The sequence below is a fragment of the Streptomyces sp. TLI_146 genome (assembly GCF_002846415.1).
GTDB lineage: Bacteria > Actinomycetota > Actinomycetes > Streptomycetales > Streptomycetaceae > Streptomyces.
The window spans coordinates 8,287,177-8,309,758 of the sequence record NZ_PJMX01000001.1 but is presented as its reverse complement, the minus strand read 5'-3'; the positions used below and the strand labels follow the sequence as shown (position 1 = coordinate 8,309,758).

16 protein-coding genes and 4 pseudogenes are annotated in these 22,582 nt (G+C 68.5%); 8 read left to right on the top strand and 12 right to left on the bottom strand.

The features are described 5' to 3' along the window. Window positions 1–265: 265 nt before the first annotated feature. Together BX283_RS41895 and BX283_RS36910 are read left to right on the top strand one after the other, a co-directional pair. A pseudogene (locus BX283_RS41895) lies at window positions 266–774 on the top strand (recombinase family protein); the annotation flags it as partial. Between the two features lie 167 nt (window positions 775–941). After that, window positions 942–1,631 (top strand): annotated as a pseudogene (locus tag BX283_RS36910) (transposase family protein); the annotation flags it as partial. A gap of 1,311 nt (window positions 1,632–2,942) precedes the next feature. Here BX283_RS36910 and BX283_RS36900 read toward each other — a convergent pair. Next, entirely contained in the window at window positions 2,943–3,665 is a 723-nt protein-coding gene (locus tag BX283_RS36900; protein WP_101391734.1) for a GntR family transcriptional regulator, read from the bottom strand. Between the two features lie 1,343 nt (window positions 3,666–5,008). Between BX283_RS36900 and BX283_RS40180 the strand changes: the two genes are divergently transcribed. Next, window positions 5,009–5,443, top strand: a complete 435-nt coding sequence (locus BX283_RS40180) for a DUF732 domain-containing protein (RefSeq protein ID WP_143676565.1) — start codon at window positions 5,009–5,011, stop codon at window positions 5,441–5,443. An 82-nt stretch (window positions 5,444–5,525) separates the two neighbouring features. Here the strand turns inward: BX283_RS40180 and BX283_RS36885 are convergent. After that, window positions 5,526–5,876: pseudogene (locus BX283_RS36885) on the bottom strand (VOC family protein); the annotation flags it as partial. Between the two features lie 336 nt (window positions 5,877–6,212). Here BX283_RS36885 and BX283_RS36880 point away from each other — a divergent pair. Continuing rightward, a complete protein-coding gene (locus BX283_RS36880) occupies window positions 6,213–7,880 on the top strand; it encodes a M4 family metallopeptidase (protein ID WP_101391731.1) in 1,668 nt (555 codons plus the stop codon). A gap of 76 nt (window positions 7,881–7,956) precedes the next feature. Here BX283_RS36880 and BX283_RS36875 read toward each other — a convergent pair. The 3 genes and pseudogenes from BX283_RS36875 to BX283_RS36865 all read right to left on the bottom strand — a co-directional run. Then, window positions 7,957–9,870: pseudogene (locus BX283_RS36875) on the bottom strand (glycoside hydrolase family 3 protein); the annotation flags it as partial. A 311-nt stretch (window positions 9,871–10,181) separates the two neighbouring features. Continuing rightward, a complete protein-coding gene (locus tag BX283_RS40175) occupies window positions 10,182–10,811 on the bottom strand; it encodes a hypothetical protein (RefSeq protein ID WP_143676564.1) in 630 nt (209 codons plus the stop codon). Between the two features lie 82 nt (window positions 10,812–10,893). Next, complete coding sequence (locus tag BX283_RS36865; protein WP_101391728.1) at window positions 10,894–11,859, bottom strand: DUF5937 family protein; 966 nt, start codon at window positions 11,857–11,859, stop codon at window positions 10,894–10,896. Between the two features lie 182 nt (window positions 11,860–12,041). Here BX283_RS36865 and BX283_RS36860 point away from each other — a divergent pair, with 182 nt between their 5' ends. Continuing rightward, a complete protein-coding gene (locus tag BX283_RS36860) occupies window positions 12,042–12,500 on the top strand; it encodes a hypothetical protein (protein ID WP_101391727.1) in 459 nt (152 codons plus the stop codon). A 110-nt stretch (window positions 12,501–12,610) separates the two neighbouring features. Here BX283_RS36860 and BX283_RS41890 read toward each other — a convergent pair whose 3' ends face one another. Further along, the gene (locus tag BX283_RS41890) at window positions 12,611–13,603 is read right to left on the bottom strand and encodes a helix-turn-helix transcriptional regulator (RefSeq protein ID WP_257584128.1); all 993 of its coding nucleotides are present in this window, start codon (window positions 13,601–13,603) and stop codon (window positions 12,611–12,613) included. Window positions 13,604–13,899: 296 nt separating this feature from the next. Here BX283_RS41890 and BX283_RS36850 point away from each other — a divergent pair, with 296 nt between their 5' ends. Then, window positions 13,900–15,408 carry an MFS transporter gene (locus BX283_RS36850; protein WP_257584127.1) on the top strand — a complete coding sequence of 503 codons (1,509 nt, stop codon included), beginning with the start codon at window positions 13,900–13,902 and terminating at the stop codon, window positions 15,406–15,408. A 29-nt stretch (window positions 15,409–15,437) separates the two neighbouring features. Here BX283_RS36850 and BX283_RS36845 read toward each other — a convergent pair whose 3' ends face one another. The 3 genes from BX283_RS36845 to BX283_RS36835 form a co-directional block, all read right to left on the bottom strand. Then, complete coding sequence (locus BX283_RS36845; protein ID WP_101391726.1) at window positions 15,438–15,863, bottom strand: DUF3592 domain-containing protein; 426 nt, start codon at window positions 15,861–15,863, stop codon at window positions 15,438–15,440. 50 nt (window positions 15,864–15,913) lie between these two features. Next, a complete protein-coding gene (locus BX283_RS36840) occupies window positions 15,914–16,759 on the bottom strand; it encodes a hypothetical protein (protein WP_257584126.1) in 846 nt (281 codons plus the stop codon). Between the two features lie 114 nt (window positions 16,760–16,873). Further along, window positions 16,874–17,869 carry a fatty acid desaturase gene (locus BX283_RS36835; protein ID WP_180357371.1) on the bottom strand — a complete coding sequence of 332 codons (996 nt, stop codon included), beginning with the start codon at window positions 17,867–17,869 and terminating at the stop codon, window positions 16,874–16,876. Between the two features lie 363 nt (window positions 17,870–18,232). Here BX283_RS36835 and BX283_RS36830 point away from each other — a divergent pair, with 363 nt between their 5' ends. Further along, window positions 18,233–18,604 (top strand): ectoine synthase, encoded by a 372-nt coding sequence (locus BX283_RS36830; RefSeq protein ID WP_257584454.1) that lies wholly within the window; start codon window positions 18,233–18,235, stop codon window positions 18,602–18,604. Between the two features lie 165 nt (window positions 18,605–18,769). After that, window positions 18,770–20,119: a hypothetical protein gene (locus BX283_RS36825; RefSeq protein WP_101391723.1), complete on the top strand. Its 1,350-nt coding sequence runs from the start codon at window positions 18,770–18,772 to the stop codon at window positions 20,117–20,119. Between the two features lie 142 nt (window positions 20,120–20,261). Here the strand turns inward: BX283_RS36825 and BX283_RS36820 are convergent, their stop codons facing one another. The 3 genes from BX283_RS36820 to BX283_RS36810 form a co-directional block, all read right to left on the bottom strand. Continuing rightward, entirely contained in the window at window positions 20,262–20,648 is a 387-nt protein-coding gene (locus tag BX283_RS36820; protein WP_180357370.1) for an acyl carrier protein, read from the bottom strand. Between the two features lie 65 nt (window positions 20,649–20,713). Continuing rightward, the gene (locus tag BX283_RS36815; protein WP_101391721.1) at window positions 20,714–21,760 is read right to left on the bottom strand and encodes an alcohol dehydrogenase family protein; all 1,047 of its coding nucleotides are present in this window, start codon (window positions 21,758–21,760) and stop codon (window positions 20,714–20,716) included. Continuing rightward, window positions 21,757–22,581 carry a bifunctional 2-polyprenyl-6-hydroxyphenol methylase/3-demethylubiquinol 3-O-methyltransferase UbiG gene (locus BX283_RS36810; protein WP_101391720.1) on the bottom strand — a complete coding sequence of 275 codons (825 nt, stop codon included), beginning with the start codon at window positions 22,579–22,581 and terminating at the stop codon, window positions 21,757–21,759. Before BX283_RS36810 ends, BX283_RS36815 begins: the two co-directional genes overlap by 4 nt. Window position 22,582: the final 1 nt, after the last annotated feature.

Sequence of the window (22,582 nt, the reverse complement as noted above, 5' to 3'; positions counted from 1 at the left end):
TTCACCCAGCACCGCACGACACTGACGCGCGCCATGCAGACAGCACTTTCCCGCATGCGGTAGGCGGCTGGAGAAAACGCTCGCCCCGTGTTCGCCGACCGGGTCGGGCCATGCTCCGCAATCGACGCCACGCGCTCCGCGCCACCGGCCCGGAACCGGCAGGAGCAGGGTCAGCGAGGGCTGAGGAGGCAGAACTCGTTGCCTTCCGGGTCTCCCAAGACTCAGAACTGGAGGTTCTGGAGTGCGGGCATGGTGGCATCAACGCGTCGACTTTGGCGAGGGTGACCAGCTTCGGGAGGCTGTAGACCTCAACGTCAGCGCGTCCTCCTTCGGCCCGTTCGACCGTCCGCAGCTTGGCGGATGGCTCCGCGCGTCGTGATGACTTTGACGTCCTGGTGTGGTGGCGTTTTGACCGCGCGATCCGGTCTATGGCGCACATGCATGAGCTCGCGAAGTGGGCCTGTGAGCACCACAAGGTGCTCGTCTTCGCCGAGGGCGTCGGCGAGGCGCCGGCTCGTCTTCGACTTCCGCAACCCCATGGACCCCATGAGCGAACTCATAATGCTCATGCTGGCGTTCGCTGCGCAGGTCGAATCGCAGAGCACCAAAGACCGCGTTACGGGCGCCATGGCCGCTATCCGCAAGATGCCGCTTCGGTGGCGCGGTGGAGGTCGCCCCCCTTATGGCTGCATGCCTGCCCCCATGCCCGCCGAGCACGGTGGGGTGGGTTGGACGCTCGTCCCTGACCCGGACGCCGTAAGGATCATTGAGCGTTTTCAGAGTGGCCACCGGTCGGGTGACGGGGCGGCCTCCCGCAACGCACGAGGCTCCTGTGCCGTTGAGAGAGGTGTTCGACGTCTCAACTCATCAGCCCAGGAGCCTCGTTAGTTCCCAATCCTGCCGCATTCGGCCTCCCGCACGCCCTTGTCGAGTGGGTAACCATGTTCATCGTCACCCATGAGGATGACCGCCGCTGCAAGCTCCCGCCGCACCAGCGTGCTCTCGTCGGCTTGGTCTACCTTCGTCGGCACGACACGCTCGCGCAGATCGCCGCCGGTTTCGGCATATCCGTCGGCACTGCCCATGCCTACGTCGCCGCCGTCGTCAGCCATCTCTCCCGCCGGACGCCCGGGCTGCTGCGGGTCCTGCAGGAGACGGATCCCGATCACGTCCTGCTCGACGGAACGCTCGCCCAATGCGACCGGGTCGGTGACAGCCGGGCCGACTTCTCCCACAAGCACCGCCGCCACGGGCGTGAATGTGTAGGTCGTGGCTGCCCCTGCGGGCAAGCTGCTGTGGATCTTGCCCGCACTGCCCGGCCGCACCCACGACCTGACCGCGGCCCGCACCCACCACATCATCCGGATCTGCGAACGCCAAGGCGTGCCCTCCTCGCCGACCGCGCCTACATCGGGGCCGGCTCATGGGTGACCACGCCGATCAGACGCCGCCCGCACCACAACCTCACCGCGACCGAGCGGACGACCAACCGTACCCTGCCAGCGGCACGAAGACCCGTCGAACGAAGCGTCGCGAGACCGAAGTCCTGGCACGTCTTCCGGAGAGCCCGCTGCAGCCCCAACCGCATGACGGCCATGGCCGCTGCCGTCCTCACCCTGGAGCGTCAACGCTGCAAACGCTCAGTGACCAGAACTCACCTCCGGGGGGGATGCACATACGCTGTATCGACTGCACCGAGCCCGCTACACACCGCGGACGCTGCAAGAGTCACCACACGACGTACGAGGGTCGGGCCAGTATCCGCACCCGCCGAGCACGGAGCCGACGACGCGCGAACCGTCGTGATGCTGCGGCACGGCTCCGCCGGCGAGTTCAGGAACGGGGCTCGGCTTGGTGCGACTGGTGCACGGGCACCTTCCCCCCGGACGGCGTGGACGTGTACCATATGCGCCCGCTGTCTCTCGGTGGCGAGGACGTGGACAACGTGCAGGTGCTGTGCCGGGGGTGTCACGGGCTGAAAACCGTTACCGGAGTTCGGGGACGCCGCCTCTCGCTTAGACGGGCGCCAGCCTTCTCGGGCGACTTGCCCACGCGTCCCCGGGGAAGGCACTCCAGGGTGCATCGGCCAGAAGTAGCCCGAACGGGTGATGGCGGCACCCTGCCCCGAGTAGCCCAAGCTCGGTCACGCTGTGGACGTCGACCATGTACGCCCGCTGTTCCTCGGCGGCTAGGACGTGGACAGCAACGTGCAGGTGCTGTCCACGGGCTGAAGGCGAGCACAGAGTTCGGGGGCGCTGCTGTTTCGTGCTGAGGCGGGCACAGTTCACTGGCGCTTCTTGGGCAGCAGTGAGCTGGTCAGTCTTGCGGCTCTTCGGGCGGCTCCAGAGCAGGCGCGGCTGCTCCTCCGCTCTGCTCCGTCGGGACGGCGTTCTTGGCTGCCTGTCTGCCCTTCCCTGCGGCGTTGCCGAGCGCCGCGTGTTCGGGTGACTCGGTGTCCTATGAGACGGGGGTAACGAGCGGCATATCGAGGTTGAAGCTGAGGCCGAGGGGGTTCTTATGGTCCTCTTCGCGCTGCTTGTCTGGCATGGCGATATCCCGGTTCGCTGGCCTTGGCTGAGGGAACGCCTGCACTCTCCGTGACGGCGTACCCTTGGCCATGGTGGCTTGGCCTGCGTGGACTCGGCATCTCCAAGCGCTCTGCTTGTGGGCCGCTCGGGCGGCAAGTGGGCTCATAGGTTTGAGGGTTGCTTCCCGGAGGGGCGAGCGGCCCGGAAGTTCCCGCGCGTGTCCGCTGGCGATCCCGGCCCAACATCGGAACATGCACGCTGGGCGTGAGCCCTTTTTCCTGCCTCCACGAGCCACCAACCTGGGGAAACGGCCGGAGAGGCAGGACGGACCAGCCTGGTTAAGGGGCTGGGAGCACCCTCTTAACGCACCGCTCGGCAACCGGAAGACCGTGCAGCAAGGCCCAGGTGCGGGTCTCAGGGCCGGTACTCGTAGCCGACCGTGAACCGGGGCGGCAAGCACCACTCCCCGTACTCAATGACGCCCTCAGCGTCCGACCACCTGTGGACCCCTGCCAGGATCGGTGACCCCACTGGAAGCGCAAGGGCGCTCGCTTCGCGGGCGTCCGCCTCCCTGGCGTGCATGTCGTCCCTGGCATGCGTGATCGTCCGCCCGGTGGCTTCCAGAACTCGCGCGGAGAGAGAGTGGTTACGGCCAGGGGAGGTGTTGAGGAGGTCGGGGACCAGAGCCGCGAAGGGGGCGGGGTACCAGACCACCGCGAAGACGGTGCGGCTTTTGCCGCGCCCCGCCAACCACTCGCGCCGAACCATCTGGTCGCCACTGTCCAGATCGAAGATCTCCGCGACGTACAGGGGTGGAGACACCAGCTCGGCAGCCGTGACGCGTGAGGTCTCGCCCTCCGCGAGGAACGACTTCACCCGTTGGACCCTGGCGAGCCTGTCAGCCGCCGAGAGCGTCCACAGAGGCTCGTCGGCAACGAAGGTGCCGCGCGGGGTGGTCCTGATGAAGTTCTCTACCTGGAGGGCTTGGAGCGCTCGGGAAACGGTAGCGGCTGCCACCTGCCATTGCCCGCTGATCTCACGGTTCGTCGGGAGCTTCGTACCTGGCCCGAGCTCGCCCGAGAGGATGCGCTCTCGGAAGTGGTCGGCGATCTTAGTGAACGTCTTCTCGCTGGGCATCTGCCGTACCCCTCTTGGGAGTTGAGGTGGGGAACACGTTGGCACACTAGTGCACCCAACTCCGTTGTATGAGTGCTTCGGCCACTCCGAGACTGAACTAGAGCACTAATGGAGTAGCGGACGAGGAGTGATCGCGGAATGCCCATGACCATGCAGCAGTGGCGGGACGTAACCGCCACTGCTGGGGACGCCGCCAATGCCATGCGCGAAGCGCTGAGACAGGCAGGGGCGGAGGAACGAACGATCCACAGCGTCCGAGGCAGCGCCGACCACCGAGGCAAGCCGCTAGTGCACGTCGGGCACCTTCCTGCCGACGTGGTGGAGCGGCTGTGTGAACTCGCCCGGTTAGGACAGGTCGCCCGGTGAGCTTCTTACGGAACCTGCTCTGCGATGGCGCCGTTCTGCGGATCCTGATCAGCGGGGCGACAGGACCGTACGTCGGTGTAGCAGTCGCAACGCGCTGAACGCCCGAACCCCCGCGCCAAGCTCTTCGCAAGGCGGCGCGGTATGACCCGACCCCATGGCGCTTCTACCAGCACTGTCGGGCCAGCGACAGGCCCCGGCCGTACTCCACTCCCCACGGCACGGCCGGGGACCCGTTGTCCCACATGCCCCGCCCCGCCTTGGGACGGATGGCACAACGCCGGTTCCATTCGGACAGAAGGGCAAGACTATGAGTACGCCCAACCCGAACCCGCAGCCTCATCCGGTGTGCAGCAAGTGTGGTCAGTACCACTGCGTCTGCCCGCAACTCTGAGAAGATAGAGCCATGACTCAGCTACCCGAGGTCACCGAGCACGAGTGCACGAACTGCGGTAACGCCGTGAAGGGGCTCTTCGGTCGCTGGTCGTGCCCCAAGTGCAAGACGAGTTCGCCCTATGTGGAGCCGCCCGAGGAGTACACGGCGCAGCTCGTGAACACCCCGTTCCGGGCAGGCGAGCGACCGCACCACACATGCGGTGAAATCCACTGTGTGTGCCCCATGCTCGGTTCTCCACGACGGAAGTAGGTCACAAAGGCCCCGCCTCCGCCTAACTGGCGCTGGGCGGGGCTTCTTCTTTTCGCCGCTTGGGCGGCTGCTTGTCACCCGAGTGCTCGTCCTCGCCGGAGGGCCCACTCGGCCGAACTGTCCTGCATGCCGCTTCCCTTGCCCCACTCGGTCTCGACAATGCCACGCTCACACAGTGCCCGGACCGCTCGGCAAGCAGTCTCACGCCGCGAGCGCAGTGGGACGAGCTGCCCGTAATGCGCCGATGAGCGGCCGAAAAGTGCGCCCACCTGCGGAAAGCGGCGTGATAGGCAGGAAGGATCTTGTGCACGATCAGGGGAGGGGACCTAGCACCATGGAACGTAAGAAGCGGAATTGGTTCATCGCGGGGGCTGCCGTGCTCGCGTTCGGCGGAGTGCTCAGCCTGTTCCAGGATGATAGCGACAAGGCGGAAGCGGAGTCCAAGCCCAAGCCGTCCGCATCGGCACCCGTCAAGCCCGCCGAGACTCCCAGCAAGGCAGCCAAGCCCGCTGTGGTGCCCTCGCCGGACACGGCGCAGACCGCCTCACTGATTCGCACACTGCGGACCATCGAGCCCGGCCTAGTGGCCAAGGAGGACAGAGCCGTGGACCGGGCCCGGAACGTCTGCTCGGACATCAAAGCTGACAAGCCTGCCGCTACCGTCCAGAGCAACGCAAGGAGCCGCTTTGAGGGCGGCACGGTGCCGAGCCTCACTGACGACCAAGCCGCGAACATCGTGACCGCCGTGAAGTCGTCGTTCTGTGGCTGACCAGCAACAAAGAAGCCCCGTCCGAAACTTGGACGGGGCTTTCTGCTGCGTTCGGGACGGGCGGGGCAGTACCGGAGAACCGGTAGTCAGGAGTGTTGGGGTCGGCCATGGCCGTCCAGGGGACATCGCCCTGACCCACGTCGGCGAGCGTCGCGCCGAGCTCCTTCAGGCGCCCGACCAACTCCTTCTGATGGGCGGGCGAGGCGGTGGCCAGATCGAGGTGCACCCGGTTCCTGACCGTTTTGCGCTCCGGGCGGGCGACGAGGTCGATGCAGACAGCCGCGGGGTCGGGCTAGGAGAAGCCCAGGGGTTCGAGGTTGGTCACGCCGGGGCCCTCGCTGTCGACACCCCAGCCCAGCGCCTCCGCCCAGAACCGGCCGAGCCCGGAGTCGTCATGGGCCTTCATGTTGATCTGCACAAGACGTGTTGCCACGCCACAGACCCTAGGAGCCGGGAGCAGGTCAGGGCCAATGCGTGTCGTCGGCGTCCGACATCCACGCCGCGCACACGCATGCGAAGCAGATGCACCGCAGGAATTCTTTTCCAGCGTGTTGCGGTTTCCTGTGCCCACCGTGTCGGCGTGTATCGGGGCCTTGTCCTTCCCATGAAGAGGCGGGCGGCAAATCCGACAGGTGCGGCCGAACCACCTTTTGTGCCACGTGACATGTGCGCGACGGGCTGAGAGTGTCCGTGCCCATCAAGGCAGTTCCTCCTTGAACGGTTGGGTGGCGATCCCGCCCAACTCCCCATGACACTCTGGAGATTCCCCATGTCCTCGCTTTCCCCCACCGGCGGCAGGGCGCGCCGTCTGGCCCTCACGTCCGGCGCCGCCGTCCTCACCGGCGCCCTGCTCGCCGCCGGTGCCGCCACCGCAGCAGCGGGTGCCGCTCCGGAGCACCACGACGCCACCTCCGTCGCGGCCACCGCCCAGGCGCTCGGCCTCGGCGCCAAGGAGGAGCTGGTCGTCAAGGACGTCATCAAGGACGCCGACGGCACGGTCCATACGCGCTACGAGCGCACCTACGCCGGACTTCCGGTCCTCGGCGGCGACCTCATCGTCCACCGTGCCGCCGACGGCACGGTCAAGGACGTCACCAAGGCCGTCAAGACCGCCATCAAGGTCGCCTCGCTCACCCCGAAGCAGACCCCCACCGCCGCCACGTCCGCCGCGGTCAAGGCCGCCAAGGCCGCGCAGACCTCGGGTGCCGCCACCGGCGACGCCCCCCGCAAGGTCATCTGGGCCGCCGACGGCAAGCCCGTCCTCGCCTACGAGACCGTCGTCACCGGCACCCAGCACGACGGCGTCACCCCGAGCAAGCTGCGCGTCATCACCGACGCCAACACGGGCAAGAAGCTGTACGAGAAGCAGCTGATCAGCGACATAGGCGGCGGCATCACCGCCAAGGGCGGCTCCGGCGCCGCCGCGCCGGGCGGCTCCCAGGCCGCCGCGGTGGGCACCGGCGTCTCCCAGTACAGCGGCACCGTCAGCCTGAACACCACCAAGGCGTCGACGGGTTACTCGCTCGTCGACAGCGTGCGCGGCGGCTCCAGCACCGTCGACCTCAAGCACAAGACGAGCGGCAAGGGCACCGTCTTCACCGACGCGGACAACAAGTGGGGCACCGGCAGCCCCGCCAACAACCAGACCGCCGCCGTGGACGCCGCCTACGGTGCCGCCCAGACCTGGGACTTCTACAAGAACGTCCTGCACCGCAACGGCATCAAGAACGACGGCCGGGCGCCGGTCTCCCGCGTTCACTACGGCAACGCGTACGTCAACGCCTTCTGGGACGACAGCTCCTTCACGATCACCTACGGCGACGGCGACGGCAACAAGAAGCCGCTGACCCAGCTCGACGTGGCCGGGCACGAGTTCAGCCACGGTGTCACCTCCGCCACCGCGAACCTGGAGTACTCCGGCGAGTCCGGCGGCCTGAACGAGGCCACCTCGGACATCTTCGGCACCGCGGTGGAGTGGAACGCCAACAACGCCCAGGACAAGGGCGACTACCTGCTCGGCGAGAAGATCGACATCTTCGGCAACGGCAAGCCGCTGCGCTACCAGGACAAGCCCAGCAAGGACGGCCGCGGTTCGGCCGACTACTGGAGCGCCGACGTCGGCAACCTCGACGTGCACTACTCCTCCGGTGTCGCCAACCACTTCTTCTACCTGCTGTCCGAGGGCAGCGGCGCGAAGGACATCAACGGTGTGCACTACGACAGCCCGACCGCGGACGGCTCCACCGTCACCGGCATCGGCCGCGACAAGGCGGTGCAGGTCTGGTACAAGGCGCTGACCACGTACTTCACGTCCACCACCGACTACCACGGCGCCCGTGAGGGCACCTTGAAGGCAGCCGCCGACCTCTACGGCGCGAACAGCGCCGAGGTCAAGGCCGTGGACGCCGCCTGGGCCGGGGTGAACGTCAAGGCCTGACCCCGAAACCGCGCAGCGCCGCACCGGAGTGCAACCGGTGCGGCGCTGCCGCGGTACCGCCGGGTCAGCGCCTGGCGGTGAGCCCGTATCCGTAGCGGAACAGCGGGTCGTAGTGGGCATCGCCGATGTTGATCGGTTCCTGGGCCTCGCTGCGCGGCCATGTGACGGGGAGCTTCCCGGTGAACGGGCGCTTGCCGAACAGGACGTCGGCGACGCCGTCGCCCTCGCTGCCCGGAAGCCAGGACATGACGAAGGCGTCCGCCTTGGGCAGTTGGTCGGTGATGATCTGCGGGCGGCCCGCCACGTCGAGGACCAGGCACGTACGGATCGCGGAGCATACGCGGTCGATGTTCGCCCGATCGGTCGCGGAGAGGTTCAGGGTGTGGCCGCCGTTGCCGACATCGCCGACGCCTTCCGCGTAGGGGGTCTCACCGATGACGACGATGCCGACGTCGTGGCCGGCCGTGGGCGCGGTGGCGTCGGCGCTGTAGGTGACGTCCTTCGCCTCGTGCTGGATGCCCTGCAGGATCGTGGTGCCGGGGAAGGCCTTGTTGCCGGACTGGCCCTGCCAGGTCACGGTCCAGCCGCCGGCCTGGTTGCCGAGGTCGTTGGCGTTGACTCCGGCGACGTAGATGCGCTGGGAGGGTTCCAGCGGCAGGGTGTGCCGGTCGTTCTTGAGCAGGACCTGGGATTCGGCGACGGCTCGGCGGGCTACGGCGCGGTGGGCGGGCGACCCGACCGTGTCGATGTTTGCCCGGTTGGTGTAGGGGTGTTCGAACAGGCCGAGCTCGAACTTGGCGCGCAGAATCCGCGAGACCGCGTCGTCGATACGCGCCATCGGGACGCGTCCGGCCTGGACCTCGGCGGCGAGCGTCTGCTCGAACTGCGGGGCGTTGTAGGGCTGCATGAACATGTCCATGCCTGCGTTCACGGATGTGCGGACCTGGGTGGCGAAGTCCCCAGGGAGTTGGGTGACGGCGTCCCAGTCACTGATGAGGAACCCATCGAAGCCGATCTTCCGCTTCAGTACGTCCGTGAGCAGTTCCTTGCTGGCGCTCATCTTGACCGGTGTGCTGCCGGGCACGTCGGTCCACTGGACGGACGAGTACGACGGCATGACGCTTCCTACGTGGTGGACCTGTACGGCGGTGACGTAAGGGGCCAGGTCGACGGCGCCGAAGCGCTGATGGCTGGTGCGGGTGACGCCCTGGTCGAGGGTGTAGGTGTTGGTCGTGGACGTGCCGTACGTGGTGTCGCCGTCACCGGCGTAGTGCTTGACCGTGGCCAGTACGCGGTCGGGCCGGGCGAGGTCCTTCGTACGGGTGCCCTGGAAGCCGTCGATGGCGCTTTCCATCCGCTGGACCAGCGCGGGATCCTCACCGAAGCTCTCGTACGTACGGCCCCACCGGTCGTCGCGGGCCACGCACACGCACGGCGCGAAGACCCACTGCGGTCCGGTGGCACGGGTCTCGGTCGCCGTGATGTGTGCTTCCTCGGCGACCAGTCGGGGATCGCGCGTGGCGCCCATGCCGATGTTGTGGGGGAAGATCGTGGCGCCGACCAGGTTGCCGTGCCCGTGGACGGAGTCGACCCCGTAGAGCAGCGGGATGTGCAGGCGGGTCGCGAGGGCGTGCGCCTGGTAGCCGTCGACCATGTCGGCCCACGCCGCAGGCGTGTTGGACGCCGGAGTGGATCCGCCGCCCGACAGCAGTGAGCCCAGGTTGAGGTCGGTGATCCGGGTGGGATCGGCGTCGACCGCTCCGCGTTCGGCCTGGGTCATCTGGCCGAACTTCTCCGTCGGCGTCATGCGCCCCAGCAGATCGGACACGCGCTGCGCCGTCGGCACCTTGGGATCGAGATAGGGCGGCATACGGCTGTGCCGGGCTTCGGCCGTGGAGCCGGGCTCGGCCACGGCCGAGGAGACCGGGACCGCCGTGGCGACCAGCGCGGCGGCGGCCAGGAGGATCCCCGCCGTCCGTCGTCCGGTGGTGAGTCGGCGCGGCAGGCCGCCGTGAAAGAGCTGATGTCTCACGTCGATGCTCCTTGGGACGTGGCCGCCCCGCTCCGAGCGGCCGGGCTGCGGTGCTGGAGCCGGGCGGCCGTGCCGAGGCACCGGCCGCCGTACGGTCGTGCAAGGGTGCGGATGGTCGGGAGCGCTACGTGGTGTGCGTGCCGGACCGGCGCACTCACACTGCAACCTATGAAGCCAGTGGGGCTGATTGACTGTCAAGCGGTGTGCATACGTTCAGATTGTGAAGCCAGGGGCCGCTGGCGATCGCCACTGCTGGCAGTGGGCGGCAGCTACGCAGCGCGGGTGATGGTGAGGATGGTCCCGGTGTCCCGTGCGGCGAGACGCATGATGAAGCCGCTCTCCGTGAGGGTGTCGGTGGACTCCCCCGGGCCGTCCGGCTTGTCGGCGACGGCCAGTTGAGCGGAGATCCACTCCTTCTGGTGAGCGGTCGCCTTTCCGTTCACCGCGATGTCCGCGCACTCCGCCAGGGTGGCTGCCACCTTCTGGGACATCGAGTTCAGTGCCATGCATTCGACGCGACGCACTCGGCCGTCGTCATCGCTGCTCATCCGCACCCACAGAGTGAAACCCTCCGGGAGGATCCGCTTCGCCTCCATCGGTCCGTCACCGTAGCGGCCCAGCCGGTGGACTTCCATTCCCCATCGTGTGGCGATCCTGCCCATGGCCACCTCCGCCTTGGGACCGGGGAACGCCGGGGAGCTCCACGTCTTCGCCGGCGAGGGCGCGGGCGCGGCGGCCGTGGATGACGACGAGGGCGGGGTCTGCGCCGACTTGTCCGAGTGAGCGTCACTGGTCGTACAGCCGCCCAGCAGGAACATCGAACACGCCAGCAGGCCGCCGACCATACGTATGCGGGCGCGGATGCGGACTGGTCCAGGCCTGCTGGTGGGTTCACTCATGAGGCGTCACCTTAGCCGCACCGCACGAGCGGCCGCCTGTGCGGAAGCCGTGTCCCTGCCGGAAGGCTTCGTACGGTCGGTGTCATGGCGGACCGAGGAGTGACGTGCCGAGGTCGGTGCGCTGGTAGAGGACCTCGCGGCCGGATCGCCGGGAGGTCACGAGGCGGCAGCGGCGGAGTACGGCGAGGTGGTGATTGGCCGTCGGCGGGGTCATCGCCACCAACGCGGCCACGCTGGTGGTGGAGAGGGGCATGTCCAGGTGGGCGAGGATCCTGGCGCGGGTGCGTCCGACGAGTTCTTCCAGGGGTGTGCCGTCGGTGTCGGGCGCCGAGGTCCAGACCTCCCCGGTGCCGCGTGCGGGGTAGCCGATGGCGGGTGCGCGGTTCTCGTCGTACAGCACGCTGAGCCGCTGGCCGAACACGGTGGGCACCAGCAGCACGCCCTGGTTCGTGACGGGCCGTTGGTAGCGCAGCGGCTTGCGTACGTGGAGGGAGTCTCCGCGGTAGCCGAGATCCGGGTGGAGGTCGTCGAACAGGGCGGTGAGGCCACCGGTGGTCAGGCAGTGGGCGCGATGGGCGATGTCGGCGTCGAGCAGGGATCGCAGTCGGGGCCACACCGGATGGAGGGCGGCGCGCCAGTAGGCGGCGAGCTGGTCGACGAGCCGGGCGAGATGGCCGGTGGCGTCGTCGTAGAGCGGTCGCAGGGCCGGTGACACCGGGGAGGAGCCGCGCAGTTCGTCGATACCGGCGCGGACCTGCTCGCTCGTGGCGGCCCGTACGGTGTCCAGCTCTTCCTCGAACGTGGGGGCGGCGCGGGTGGGAGGGGTGCACAGGAAGTCGGGCAGTGCGTGGGGTGCGCTGGTCAGGGCGAACAGCAGGTCGAGGTCGAGCGGACGGATGTGGCCGAGCATGGCGTCCAGCCACGGCCGGTGCAGGGCGCGGCGGCGCGGGTTGTGGAGTACGGCCAGGCTGTGCACGGTCTCTTCAAGAGGGGACCGGGCGAACCTGATGAGCGACAGGTCGGTTCCGCTCAGCCGTATCTCGATCACGGCGGAAGATTAGAGCACCGTCTCATCGTGGAGCCAGGGCCCGGAGTCGAGCAGTCTTTCCCCGTCGCCACAGGGCGACACCCACGCCGGGCAGCGGCCGCTTCGGCGCGCTTGCGGGTTCGGGAGCCGATGGTTCGGCCTGCCATGCGCGGCCGGACGAGAGCAGGGGAAGGACGGGTCGAATGTCGAAGAGCGTACGGCGTCGCGCCGCTTTGGGTCTGGTGTCCTTGGTCATGGCGTGCACCGCCTCGCTGATGGGTAGCGGTACCGCGGCCGCCCAGCACAACTACTCCGGCATGCTCTACCAAGGTGAGAGCCTGGACCGTGGCGAGTACATCGAGACGCGTTACGGCAACTGGAACGACCAGCGCGTCTACCGTCTGATCATGCAGTGGGACGGCAACCTGGTCCTCTACAAGACGTACCAGGGGAATCAGACGGTGTGCTGGGCCTCCCACACCTGGGGCTCCGACGCGGTCCATGCCGTGTACCAGACGGACGGGAACTTCGTGCTCTACACCGCCGGAGGCACGGTGCCGTGGGCGTCCAACACGGTCGGCAAGGGCGGCCAGACCGTGGACATCAACAGCTTCGGCGGTCTCTACGTCGGGTACACGCGGATATCCAGCAACTGCGGCTGACCGCAACGGCGCCGAGCGCCTGGGGCCGGCGCTGACGCCGAGCCCCAGGCGCTCTTCCGGGCAGAGGAGTTCCAGCGGTAACCCCCGGGCGCGAGAACCGCTTTGGGGTATCACGCCGTGATGGCGGCCATCAGTTCGTCGCGCCCGCAGGTGCCGGTCTTGCGGAAGACCGCGCCGAGGTGGTCGTTGACCGTGTGCAGGGAGAGACCGAGGAGCCGGGCGATCTGTTTGGGCGCGGTGCCGTCCTGCAGGTACGTGATGACCTGCCGTTCCCGGTCAGTGATCTTGTGCCAGTCGCAGAACGTGGGGAGCAGCAGTGTGCCCGTGGCACGCTGGATCGTGATGGCGATGTCGCCGTTGTCGCCGAGCGGCTGGGCCTCGAACGCGGCCCACTGGCCGTACCCGATCAACGGTGTGCACACCCTTGGGTAGCGGCGGAGCGGGTCGCGGGCATGCTCGCGCGCCTCGAACGACAGGGCGGCGAAGCAGTACTCGATGAGCCAGTCCGGTGCCGCCTGCTGATGCGCCATCACGGTCTGCCAGTTCCGGGCCTGGGGTGTCCTCGCCGCGACCTTTCCCTCGGCGCTGACGACGAGCATGCCCGGCGGCAGCTCGTGCCGCCTGCCCGTGGGCGCGACGGGCCCCTGGGTCACGTAGCCGCGCAGCGCGGCGATCAGCGGCGGCCCGATGCCGGTGATGCGGTGCGTGTCATCGGCGTCGAACGGCCGACCTCCCACGGCCCGCTTCAGGCCGAGCAGCCCCCACACGCCGCGGCTGTCCCGCAGGATCAGACACAGCTCCTCGCCGAATCCGTACCGGGCGAGCAGCCGGTCGTACCAACCCGTGCGCAGGCCACGATCCGCCACCACCGGCCCGGTCTGCCGTGCCAGGCGGGCCAGTTGGGGAAATGCCGCGCCCCGGCTGCCGAGCCTCATCAGCTCGCGGCCGATGTCCGGACCGTACCCGTGCCAGAACCCCAGCGCGCTCGCACCCACCCCCAGGGACGGGTTCATCACCATCAGCCGCAGGGCGTCATGCGGCACCACCGGCGCGATCACCCGGGACAGCGCCGCCCCCGTCTCCTCGACCCCTGCGCCCGGCACCAACACCTCGCGCAGGTCGCGACACAACCGATCCCCCGCCAGCATCACGCCCCCAGTGTGGGCGCCCGCCGGCCGGGCACACCAGCGCATTGCCGGCCGTCTCCTGGGGGTCGTGTCGGTGCACGATGAGTCCAGGACAAGGCAATGGAAAGGTCAAGCACTTCCCATCCAGGTCAAGATTCACTCTCGTACGGAATTCACCGGAGTCCACTGGAATAGTCGCCTGGGGAAACGGGTTTGGGTTACACGTATCCAGCTGCCGCCGCCGACCCGATTCCGCCTCCGGAGGCCCCTTAATGTCGCAGCCGACGACCGACCAGCAGGCCGCTACGCGCGGCATACGCGGTGTCGTCCCCGTACTCGCCTTCGCCGGCATCACTGTCGCGGTGATGCAGACGTTGCTCGTCCCGGTCATCAAGGACCTGCCCGAACTGCTCGGCACCTCACCCTCCAACGCCACCTGGGTCATGACCTCGACGCTGCTCGCCGGCGCCGTGGCCACCCCGATCATGGGCCGCCTCGGTGACCTGTACGGCAAGCGCCGCATGCTCCTGGCCAGCCTCGCCATCATGGTGCTCGGCTCGCTGATCGCCGGTTTCACCAGCGAACTCCTCGTGATGATCGTCGGCCGGGCCCTCCAGGGCTTCGCCATGGGCGCCATCCCGCTCGGCATCGGCCTGATGCGCGACGAGCTGCCCCGCGAGAAGCTCGGCTCGGCGATGGCCCTGATGAGCTCCTCCATAGGCGTCGGCGGCGGACTCGCGCTGCCGCTCGCGGCCCTGGTCGCCCAGCACACGAACTGGCACACCCTGTTCTTCGGCTCCGCGGGCCTCGGCGTGGTGGCCATCCTGCTCACCCTCGTCTTCGTACCCGAGAGCAAGGTCAAGGCGGAGGGCACGTTCGACGTGTTCGGCGCCCTCGGCCTCTCCGCGGGCTTGATCCTCCTACTCCTCCCGATCACCAAGGGCAGCGACTGGGGCTGGGGATCGACCACCACCCTCGGCCTGCTCGGCTCGGCGGTCGTGGTCCTGGTCCTGTGGGGCGTGATGGAGCTGCGCGTCAAGGCGCCGCTGGTGAACCTGCGCACCACCGCCCGGCGCGAAGTCCTGCTCACCAACCTCGCGTCCATGATGGTCGGCGTCGCCTTCTACGCCATTTCGCTGGTGCTCCCGCAACTGCTCCAGCTGCCCTCGGCCACCGGGTACGGCCTCGGCCAGTCGATGGTCGTCGCCGGCCTGTGCGTGGCGCCGCTCGGCCTGACGATGATGCTGACCGCTCCGCTCTACGCCCGCCTCTCGGCCAAGTACGGCCCGAAGACCACCCTCATCCTCGGCATGCTGATCATCGCGGTCGGGTACGGGGCGGGGCTCGGCCTGATGAGCGCGGCCTGGCAGACCATCGTCGTCTCGATCGTCGTCGGCGCGGGCATCGGACTCGCCTACTCCTCGCTCCCCGCGCTCATCGTCGGTGCGGTCGACCCGTCCGAGACGGGCGCGGCCAACGGCCTCAACACCCTGATGCGCTCGATCGGTACGTCGGTGTCGAGCGCCGTCATCGGCATGGTGCTCGCCAACACGTCACAGGACTTCGGTTCCGTAGCGCTCCCGACCATGCACGGCTTCCGCGTCTCCTTCCTGATCGCGACGGCCGCGGTGGCCGGTGGGCTGGTGTTCGCCGTCTTCCTGCCCAAGGGCCGTCCCGCCGCCCAGCCGCAGCTTCGGGCCACCAGCGAGGAGGACGCGGCGCTCGAACGGGCCACCGAGGCACTGGCGCCTTCCACGGCCGGGCCGTCGGCGCGACCGTAGTCACCAACGGCGCCGGGGGCGGCCACGGGTCAGAGGGTGAGGAGCCGCACGAGCAGGACCGTCACGGTGCCCCCGGTGAACACCGCCCCCAGCACGGTGAACAACAGGTCGACACCTCTCGTGTCCCAGCCCTCGATGGCGAACCGGTCGGGGGTTTGCGGGTCGTATCGGACCATGACGTGCGCCCCCACACCGAAGCGGTGCGTCACGGTTCCGCGGCCGAATCTGGATGCGTACTCGCAGGCGCGCCCGTCCTGTGCCGTCCAGGCCGCGACCGGGTAGTGGAACTTGGCACCGTCGTCGTTGCGCACGACGTCATGGCGGACGATCCGCGCCCGGGCATTGACACCCCTGAGGCGCAGCGCCTTGGCGCGGCGAAGCCCGTACACACCGAAGCTGAGGAAAGCCACGCCGATCGTCAGCGGAATGAGACTGAAAAACCATTCACGTTCCATGTGTTCCCCGACGCCTGAGCTGGGACTTTGGTTGCCGACTCACGACCGGATCACTGGCCGAACCGGCGCAGCGCCGCAGCGATGTTGGCCCGGTACGTGCGCAGCGCCCGCAGTGCGGCGGCGTAGCCGTCGCGGTGTTGTGCGATGTCCGCGGCCTGGTTCCGGGCCCGCACCGCGTGCCAGACCTCGGTGGTGTGGTGACGGCGCTTGCAGGTGACGTCGGCGGCCGCGGTGTCCCGTTCCCGCCTCGTATGGAGGGTGTTGCCGTCGCTGCCCCGCTGCCAGGCGTCGTCGGTGTAGGCGGCGATGGGGTCGGGGTAGCCGGTGAATCCTCGCTCTGCCATGCAGCGGGACCACACCGCGAAGGCCGCGCCAAGGCGGGCGTCGCCCTTGACCGCCTTGTCGGCCTCGACCGCCCGCTGGCCGGCGTAGATCCAGTCCCTTTGTACGTCGATGCCGCGCATCAACTGCTGATCGGCCTCGGCGTTGCACGCGGGCACGTCCGCGTACTCGGCGCCTGTCATCCGGCGGCCCTTCGGCTGGGAGAGCGGAGATTGCTCCGGGGCCCAGCCGTAACCCCAGCGGCGGGCAGCGGCCAGGTCGACTACCCCGTAGTCGGTGCTGACCAAGGCGGCGACCATCGGATCAGTGGGGTCGCGGGGGTCGAGCGGGAAGTCCGGGTGGCCGCGCTTCGCCATGCACTGGCGAACCAGCAGCGCCGACGCCCGCTTGGCCCGCTGGTAATCCTGGGCCGTGGAGCTGTAGCGGTCGGCGGGGAGGGGGCCGGGACTCGACGCCGTGCCGGTCGCCTGGGGCCGTTCCGGGCCCGAGGCGCAGACAGCCGCCAGCACCGCCACCACTGCGGCACCCGGCCGCCACCACCCCCGTATCGCCATGTGAAGCGATGCTAGCGGGCGGGCGTGTGTACGGTCGGCCGCGCCCTCACTATTCAGTCGGCGGTGGGGCTGAGCGGCCGCTACGTCGGCGTCACCGGCGGGCCGTAGCCCCCATCACTTGGCCTTCTCCAACGGGTAGATGAAGCTCGTCGCCCGGCCCTCCTGCAGCACGAAGTCCTGCTCCTGCTCCTTCGCTCGGCCGCTGATCACGTCGCCCAGCAGACGGGCGTGGAAGCGAATGTAGGAGGTTTCGGTGAAGGCGAGATGCCTCCGCACGCGCTTCGACACCTCGTGCAGGTTCCAGGCCGGGATCCCGGGATAGAGGTGGTGTTCGGCGTGGTAGTTGGTGTTCCAGTTGAGGAAGCCGAACCACTTGCTTTCGGTGTAGACCGAATTGGTGTTACGCCACGGGTTGTCGGTCCGCTCCGCATAGTAGTGCTCGGGCATGATGGAGAAGTTGTTCACGACCCAGGCGATGCAGGTCGGCGCGATGTACACGGTGAGCATCAGCATGGGCCACAAGACGGTCAGGACGGTTGCGCAAGCGATCCACAGAAAGAGGATCCAGGTGTCGCGGCGGATCGCGGAGCGGGCCCGGTCGGTTTTGACGAAGTAGGGGTACCGGTGGGACAGCGAAGCCACTGACATGCGCAGAAAACCGATGAAGTAGTCCAGGTTGATCATGGCCACGACGTACTGCCACACAGTGGTGATGACGCCGTCGGGTTCGGGGTCTTCAGCGGTATGGGTGTTGCGGTGGTGGTGCATGTGGAAAACCCGGTACAGGGCACTGTTGGTGAGCAGGAACGTGCCGGCGACTTGTCCGGCGATCCGGTTTCCACGGTAGGTGTTCATAAAGGTGCCGTGTGAGGCACAGTGCAGGAGGTTGTGCAGCGAGGCGATCACGAAGGCGCCCAGCACCCAGCTCAGTCCGATGGCCCACCAGGTGTCGATGACCAAGGCGCCGGTCACGGCGACGGCGTACAGCAGGGCGTGCACCGAGGAGCGGAGCAGGGCCTGGCCGCTGGAACGGCGGGTCAGCTCGCGCAGTTCGGCCGAGGAGAAGACGTCGTTGCGATCGAGGTGGGTGTTCTCCTGCGGAAGTGTCATTCCTGAACCTCCAAGAGGGTCGAACAGCGCATGGATGGGCCGGCGTCGGACCGCACCCCACCGAGGAGGCCGCGGGCGCGGTGGCCTGATGGGTCGCCGGATCGTCGGAGAAGAGCTGTTTGATGTGTGCTCTGGCGCTACGGCTTCCGAACGCCCTCTCTGGGCTCGGCCTCCCTCGCAAGCTACAGATTTCGATGCCGAAACAACACCCCCTCTCTGCCGATGCCTTGGCCAGGGGGCGCGGCGACGGGCGTAGCCAAGTGGCCATGCCCATACTTCCCGTGGAATACCGGCCCCGCACTCCATAGACTCGATGTCCCACCCCGACGGAAATACTGACTCCTGGGCAGGTGAACCTTGCTGGTGCGCGCGGTTGAAGATGTCGTGGGAAGCGAATGCGACGTGGACTGGGGTAACGGGAGGAGCCGACGGATACTCGTTCAGGCCGACAATTTGGGTTTCGGTCTGACCGAGACCTATGTGCAGCCCGGCAGCGAGTCGTATCTGCGGTACGACAACCACCAAGAGGTCTGTTATTGCGTGTCCGGCTCCGGTTCCGTGGAGTCGGAGGACGGCGTCTTCGAACTCAGGCCGGGGATGCTGTACGCCCCGGGCATGGGCGAACCACATGTGCTGCGCTCGCAGCACGGCATGACGCTGATGTGTGTCTTCTCGCCGGCGTTGCTCGGTTCGGAAAGACACCTGCTCACCCCTGGTGTGCATTCGAGCTACTAGGGCGGGGCGGGCCGTGGCTGAACCGATCCGGCACGTACACCGGGTCGGTCTGCCTCGCGTCAGCACCCTCTACACGCTCACCCACGCCAAGGCCCCGGAACAGACACTGCCGTCCCTCGGTCCTCGCACCCATCTCGCGCACTACGTCAGGGAAGGCAGGAGAGCATGCCCGAGACCGTCGACCTGGTGATCCCGAACGTCGTCGAGTTCAACCAGAAACGCCAACTGCTGGATTTCGACCCCGGTGTGGAACGCGACCTCGTCGAGCACGGTACGGGGCTCACCGACCAGTGTGTCTTCTGGAGCACCGAGAACCGCGTGCTCGTGCTCCCCGCCGGCTACTCCCCGGAGTGGCTCGCCCACGTGCACACCGGCCTCGGCAGCACCGTCCCTCCGGTCGTGTCGCCGATGCCGCGCACCGGCCGTCTGGTCCACGACCTGCTCAACGACGACCGGGCGCTGGCCGCACTGCACGCCGCGACCAGCGGATCGCGCGTGGTGCGGTTCCTGTCCTTCGGGGCGTCGCCCGAGCTGTACGCGTTGGCGGCGGTGCTGCGCAGTCAGGGTCGGGAGGTGCGGCTGGACGTCGCCGATCCGCAGCACTACTGGTCGTGCGAATACCTCGAATCGAAGCTGAGCTGCGTCGATCTCGCCTCGCACCTACCGGGGTTCCGCGTGCCACGGGGTATCTCGGTAGCCAGCTGGGAGCAGCTCGAAGGGGCGGTCACGGCCATCGTGCGCAGCGGCGGCCGGGCCGTGGTCAAGAGCATGTACGGCGTCGGCGGTTACGGCTCCGCCGTCGCACGGTACGACGCCGACGGAACCCTGCGACGGTTCTGGCAGTCGCTGCGGCGCGAACCCTTCTTCGGCACCTTCCCGCTCACCGTGCAGGACTACATCGAGCACGCGGCCGACTGCCCGGCCGTGGACGTCCTCGTCGGTGACGGCGAGGAACCACGGATGGAATACAGCATGCTCGGCGTCGACGGACTGCGGTACCGCAGTCTGGCGCTCGGCCCTGGAGTCGTCGATCCCGCCGTGGAGGAACGGCTCTCCGCGCTGGGGAGAGCCGTCCATGCGTTCGCCCAATCCCTGGGATACCGGGGCTGGTTGACGGTCGACTGCCTGCTCGGCGTCGACGGGGAGCTCTACGTCACCGAGATCAACGCCCGGCGTTCCGGCGCCATGCACGCGGTCGCCCTCGCGGAGCGGTGGGCCGACGACACCCCGGTCGCCTACACCCATGACGCGCTGCCGCTGCGGCTCACCGGGACCGCGTCGTACACGGCGCACGTCCGCCCCGTATTCGAGGAGCTGTGGGCGCGGGGCATCCGGGCCTATCCGTCGACCGTCCGGGCGCTTGCCGGGCCTCGGCCTTCGCTGGGCGTCGTCGTGTGCGCCGTGAACGCGTCGGAGGGCGAGCGCATCGCCGAGGAGGCACACCGAGCCGTCAACGCCGCCGTCGCCGGAGCCGATGCCGCCGTGGCCGAGCCGGCCGTCGCCAGCCGCTCGTAACGGCAGCGGCCGGTCCGGCTGATTCGCGCACACGGCCATCCGCGACCTGCGCAAACGCGACAGGGAAGGGCGCCTGGCCGGGGCAGTTGCCCGCCAGGCGCCCTTCTCGGCATAGGTGTGGTGAGCAGAGTCGGCAGCCGTCCTACCGTGAGGTCTCCGACGGGCGGTTGACCGCACGCGGAGTGCCGCAGCCCATCTCCGCCAGGAATTCGGCCTGAACCATGGGCGTGGCGTTGTCGAAGAGGCGGTTGAGGAGTTCTCCCTCCCATTCCACCGATTCCACCTCATCGACCCCGTACTCCGTCAGGATCCTTCCTATGGCCTGGAGGGCGAGCAGCGAGTATCCGCCCAGTTCGAAGAAGTCGCTGCGGTGGACGTCGATGGACTCGGCTTCCACCTCCAGCACCTGGGCCCAGATCCTGCGCACCACTTCCGCCGCCGCTTGTGCGTCGCCCGGCTTGTGCGGGAGTTGTCCGTCCGGCGCGCTGGCGCGGACGTCGGGCTCGGTGCTGGTCAGGTTGTCCGTCACGGTTCCTCCATGGGTCACGATGTACGGCTGAACGCCGAGGGCGGGAAGGGACGTCCTTGTGGGGTTCACGGGATCAGCACCACCTTGCTGGCCTCTCCGGTGTCGAACAGCCGGAACCCCTCCGCGGCCTCGGCCAGGGGCATCCGGTGCGAGATCAGGAAGGTGGGGTCGACGCGACCGCCGCGTACCAGGTTCATCAGCGGCTCGAAGTCGCTGATGGGATCGCCGACGGCGAAGCGCAGCGTGACCTCCTTGGCGAACGCGAGCCGTGTCGGCATGGGCATGGCTTCGGAGGCATGGGCGCCCACGGCGCACACCGTGCCGCGTGGCCGTACGACGTCCAGCGCGGTCAGCAGCGCGGCGTCGGTGCCCACGGCCTCCAGGACGGCGTCCGCGCCGCGCCCCTCGGTCAGGTCGGCGACGTGCCGGTCGACGTCGGGCGTGGCGGGCACCGGGCAGGCGCCGCGTTCGGCGGCCAGTTTCCGCCGGCTCTCCAGCGGGTCGATGGCCAGCACCCGGGCGGCGCCCAGCACCCAGGCGGCCTCCAGGGCCAGCAGGCCCACGGGGCCGCAGCCCACCACCGCCACCGTGGCCCCGGGGCGCACCTCGGCGCCCACGGCGCACGCGTAGCCCGTGGCGAGTACGTCGCCGATGAACAGAGCCCGCTCGTCGCCGACGTCGTCGGGGATCGGGAACAGCACGGTGTCGGCGAAGGGCGCCCGGACATACTCGGCGTGGCCCCCGGCGTAGGCCCGTGTGCCGACCACCGTGGAGTAGCCGAACAGGCCCACCTGCTCGCACTGGTAGTGCCAGCCCCGGCGGCAGGAGTCGCAGTGCCCGCACGCGATGATGTCCGAGGCGACGACCCGGTCTCCGGGCCGCAGACCGCGCACTTCGGGCCCGACCTCCTCGACCACGCCGGTGAACTCGTGGCCGGTCACCGTTCCCGGCGTGAACCCGTCGATCTCGCCCCGGTACGGGTGGAGGTCGGTGCCGCAGATCGCGCTGCGCACGACACGGACGACGGCGTCTCGCGGTTCCTCGATACGGGGCATGGCGACGCCGTCCGCTACCGCCGCCCGGCGTGTGCCGTGCCACCGCAGCGCTCTCATCCGTCCTCCTGGGAACCCTTGATGCCCCAGGCGAAGAGCCAGCGCCGGGGCACCTCGGTCAGCTCCAGCCGCTCGAAGGTGGCCCGCAGGCCGTCGGTCAGCGCCTCGGAGCCGAGGGCCAGGTCGCTGATCCCGGTGGCTCCTTCCACGAACACCGAGTACGTGCACAGGGCCTCCCAGTCCTGGAGGGTCCACGGGTACACGGCCTCCTCGGACTTGGTCTGGGAGAACCCCGCCTGGGCGAACAGCTCTTCGTGCCGGCCCGGGGTGAGCGTCTGAAGCGCCACCGGTTTGCCGCGCGCGAGGACGAGGTCCTGGCCCCGTTCCCGCAGGGCGTCGCGGGTGGCGCGCAGCCAGTGTGCGTAGAAGGGCCGGGTCTCGGGAAGCACGGCTCCCTCGTAGAACAGGGTGTTGAGCACGCAGCGCCCGCCCGGTGCGAGCAACCGGTGGCAGCCGGCGATCACGGAGCCGCGCTCGGCCGCCGGGATCTGGTGCATCACATTGCTCAGGACCGCGACATCCACCGGTCCGGTCAGGGATTCGACGTCCTGTGCGCGTCCCTGCACAAAGCGCACTTTGGGGTCGCGCAACCGCTGGCGTGCGATGGCCAGTTCGTGCTCCGAGGGGTCGATGCCGACGATGGCACTCACCTGTGCGGAGCGTTCCAGGAGCAGTTGGGTGGCAAGGCCCGAGCCGCAGCCGACGTCGGCGACGACGCCGCCGTCCGGGGCCTCGCAGATGTCGACCAGACGCTGGGTCACATCGCCGTACAAGGGGCGGCGCGACATGGCGTCGAACTCGTATCCGCGGGAAAAGGTCATG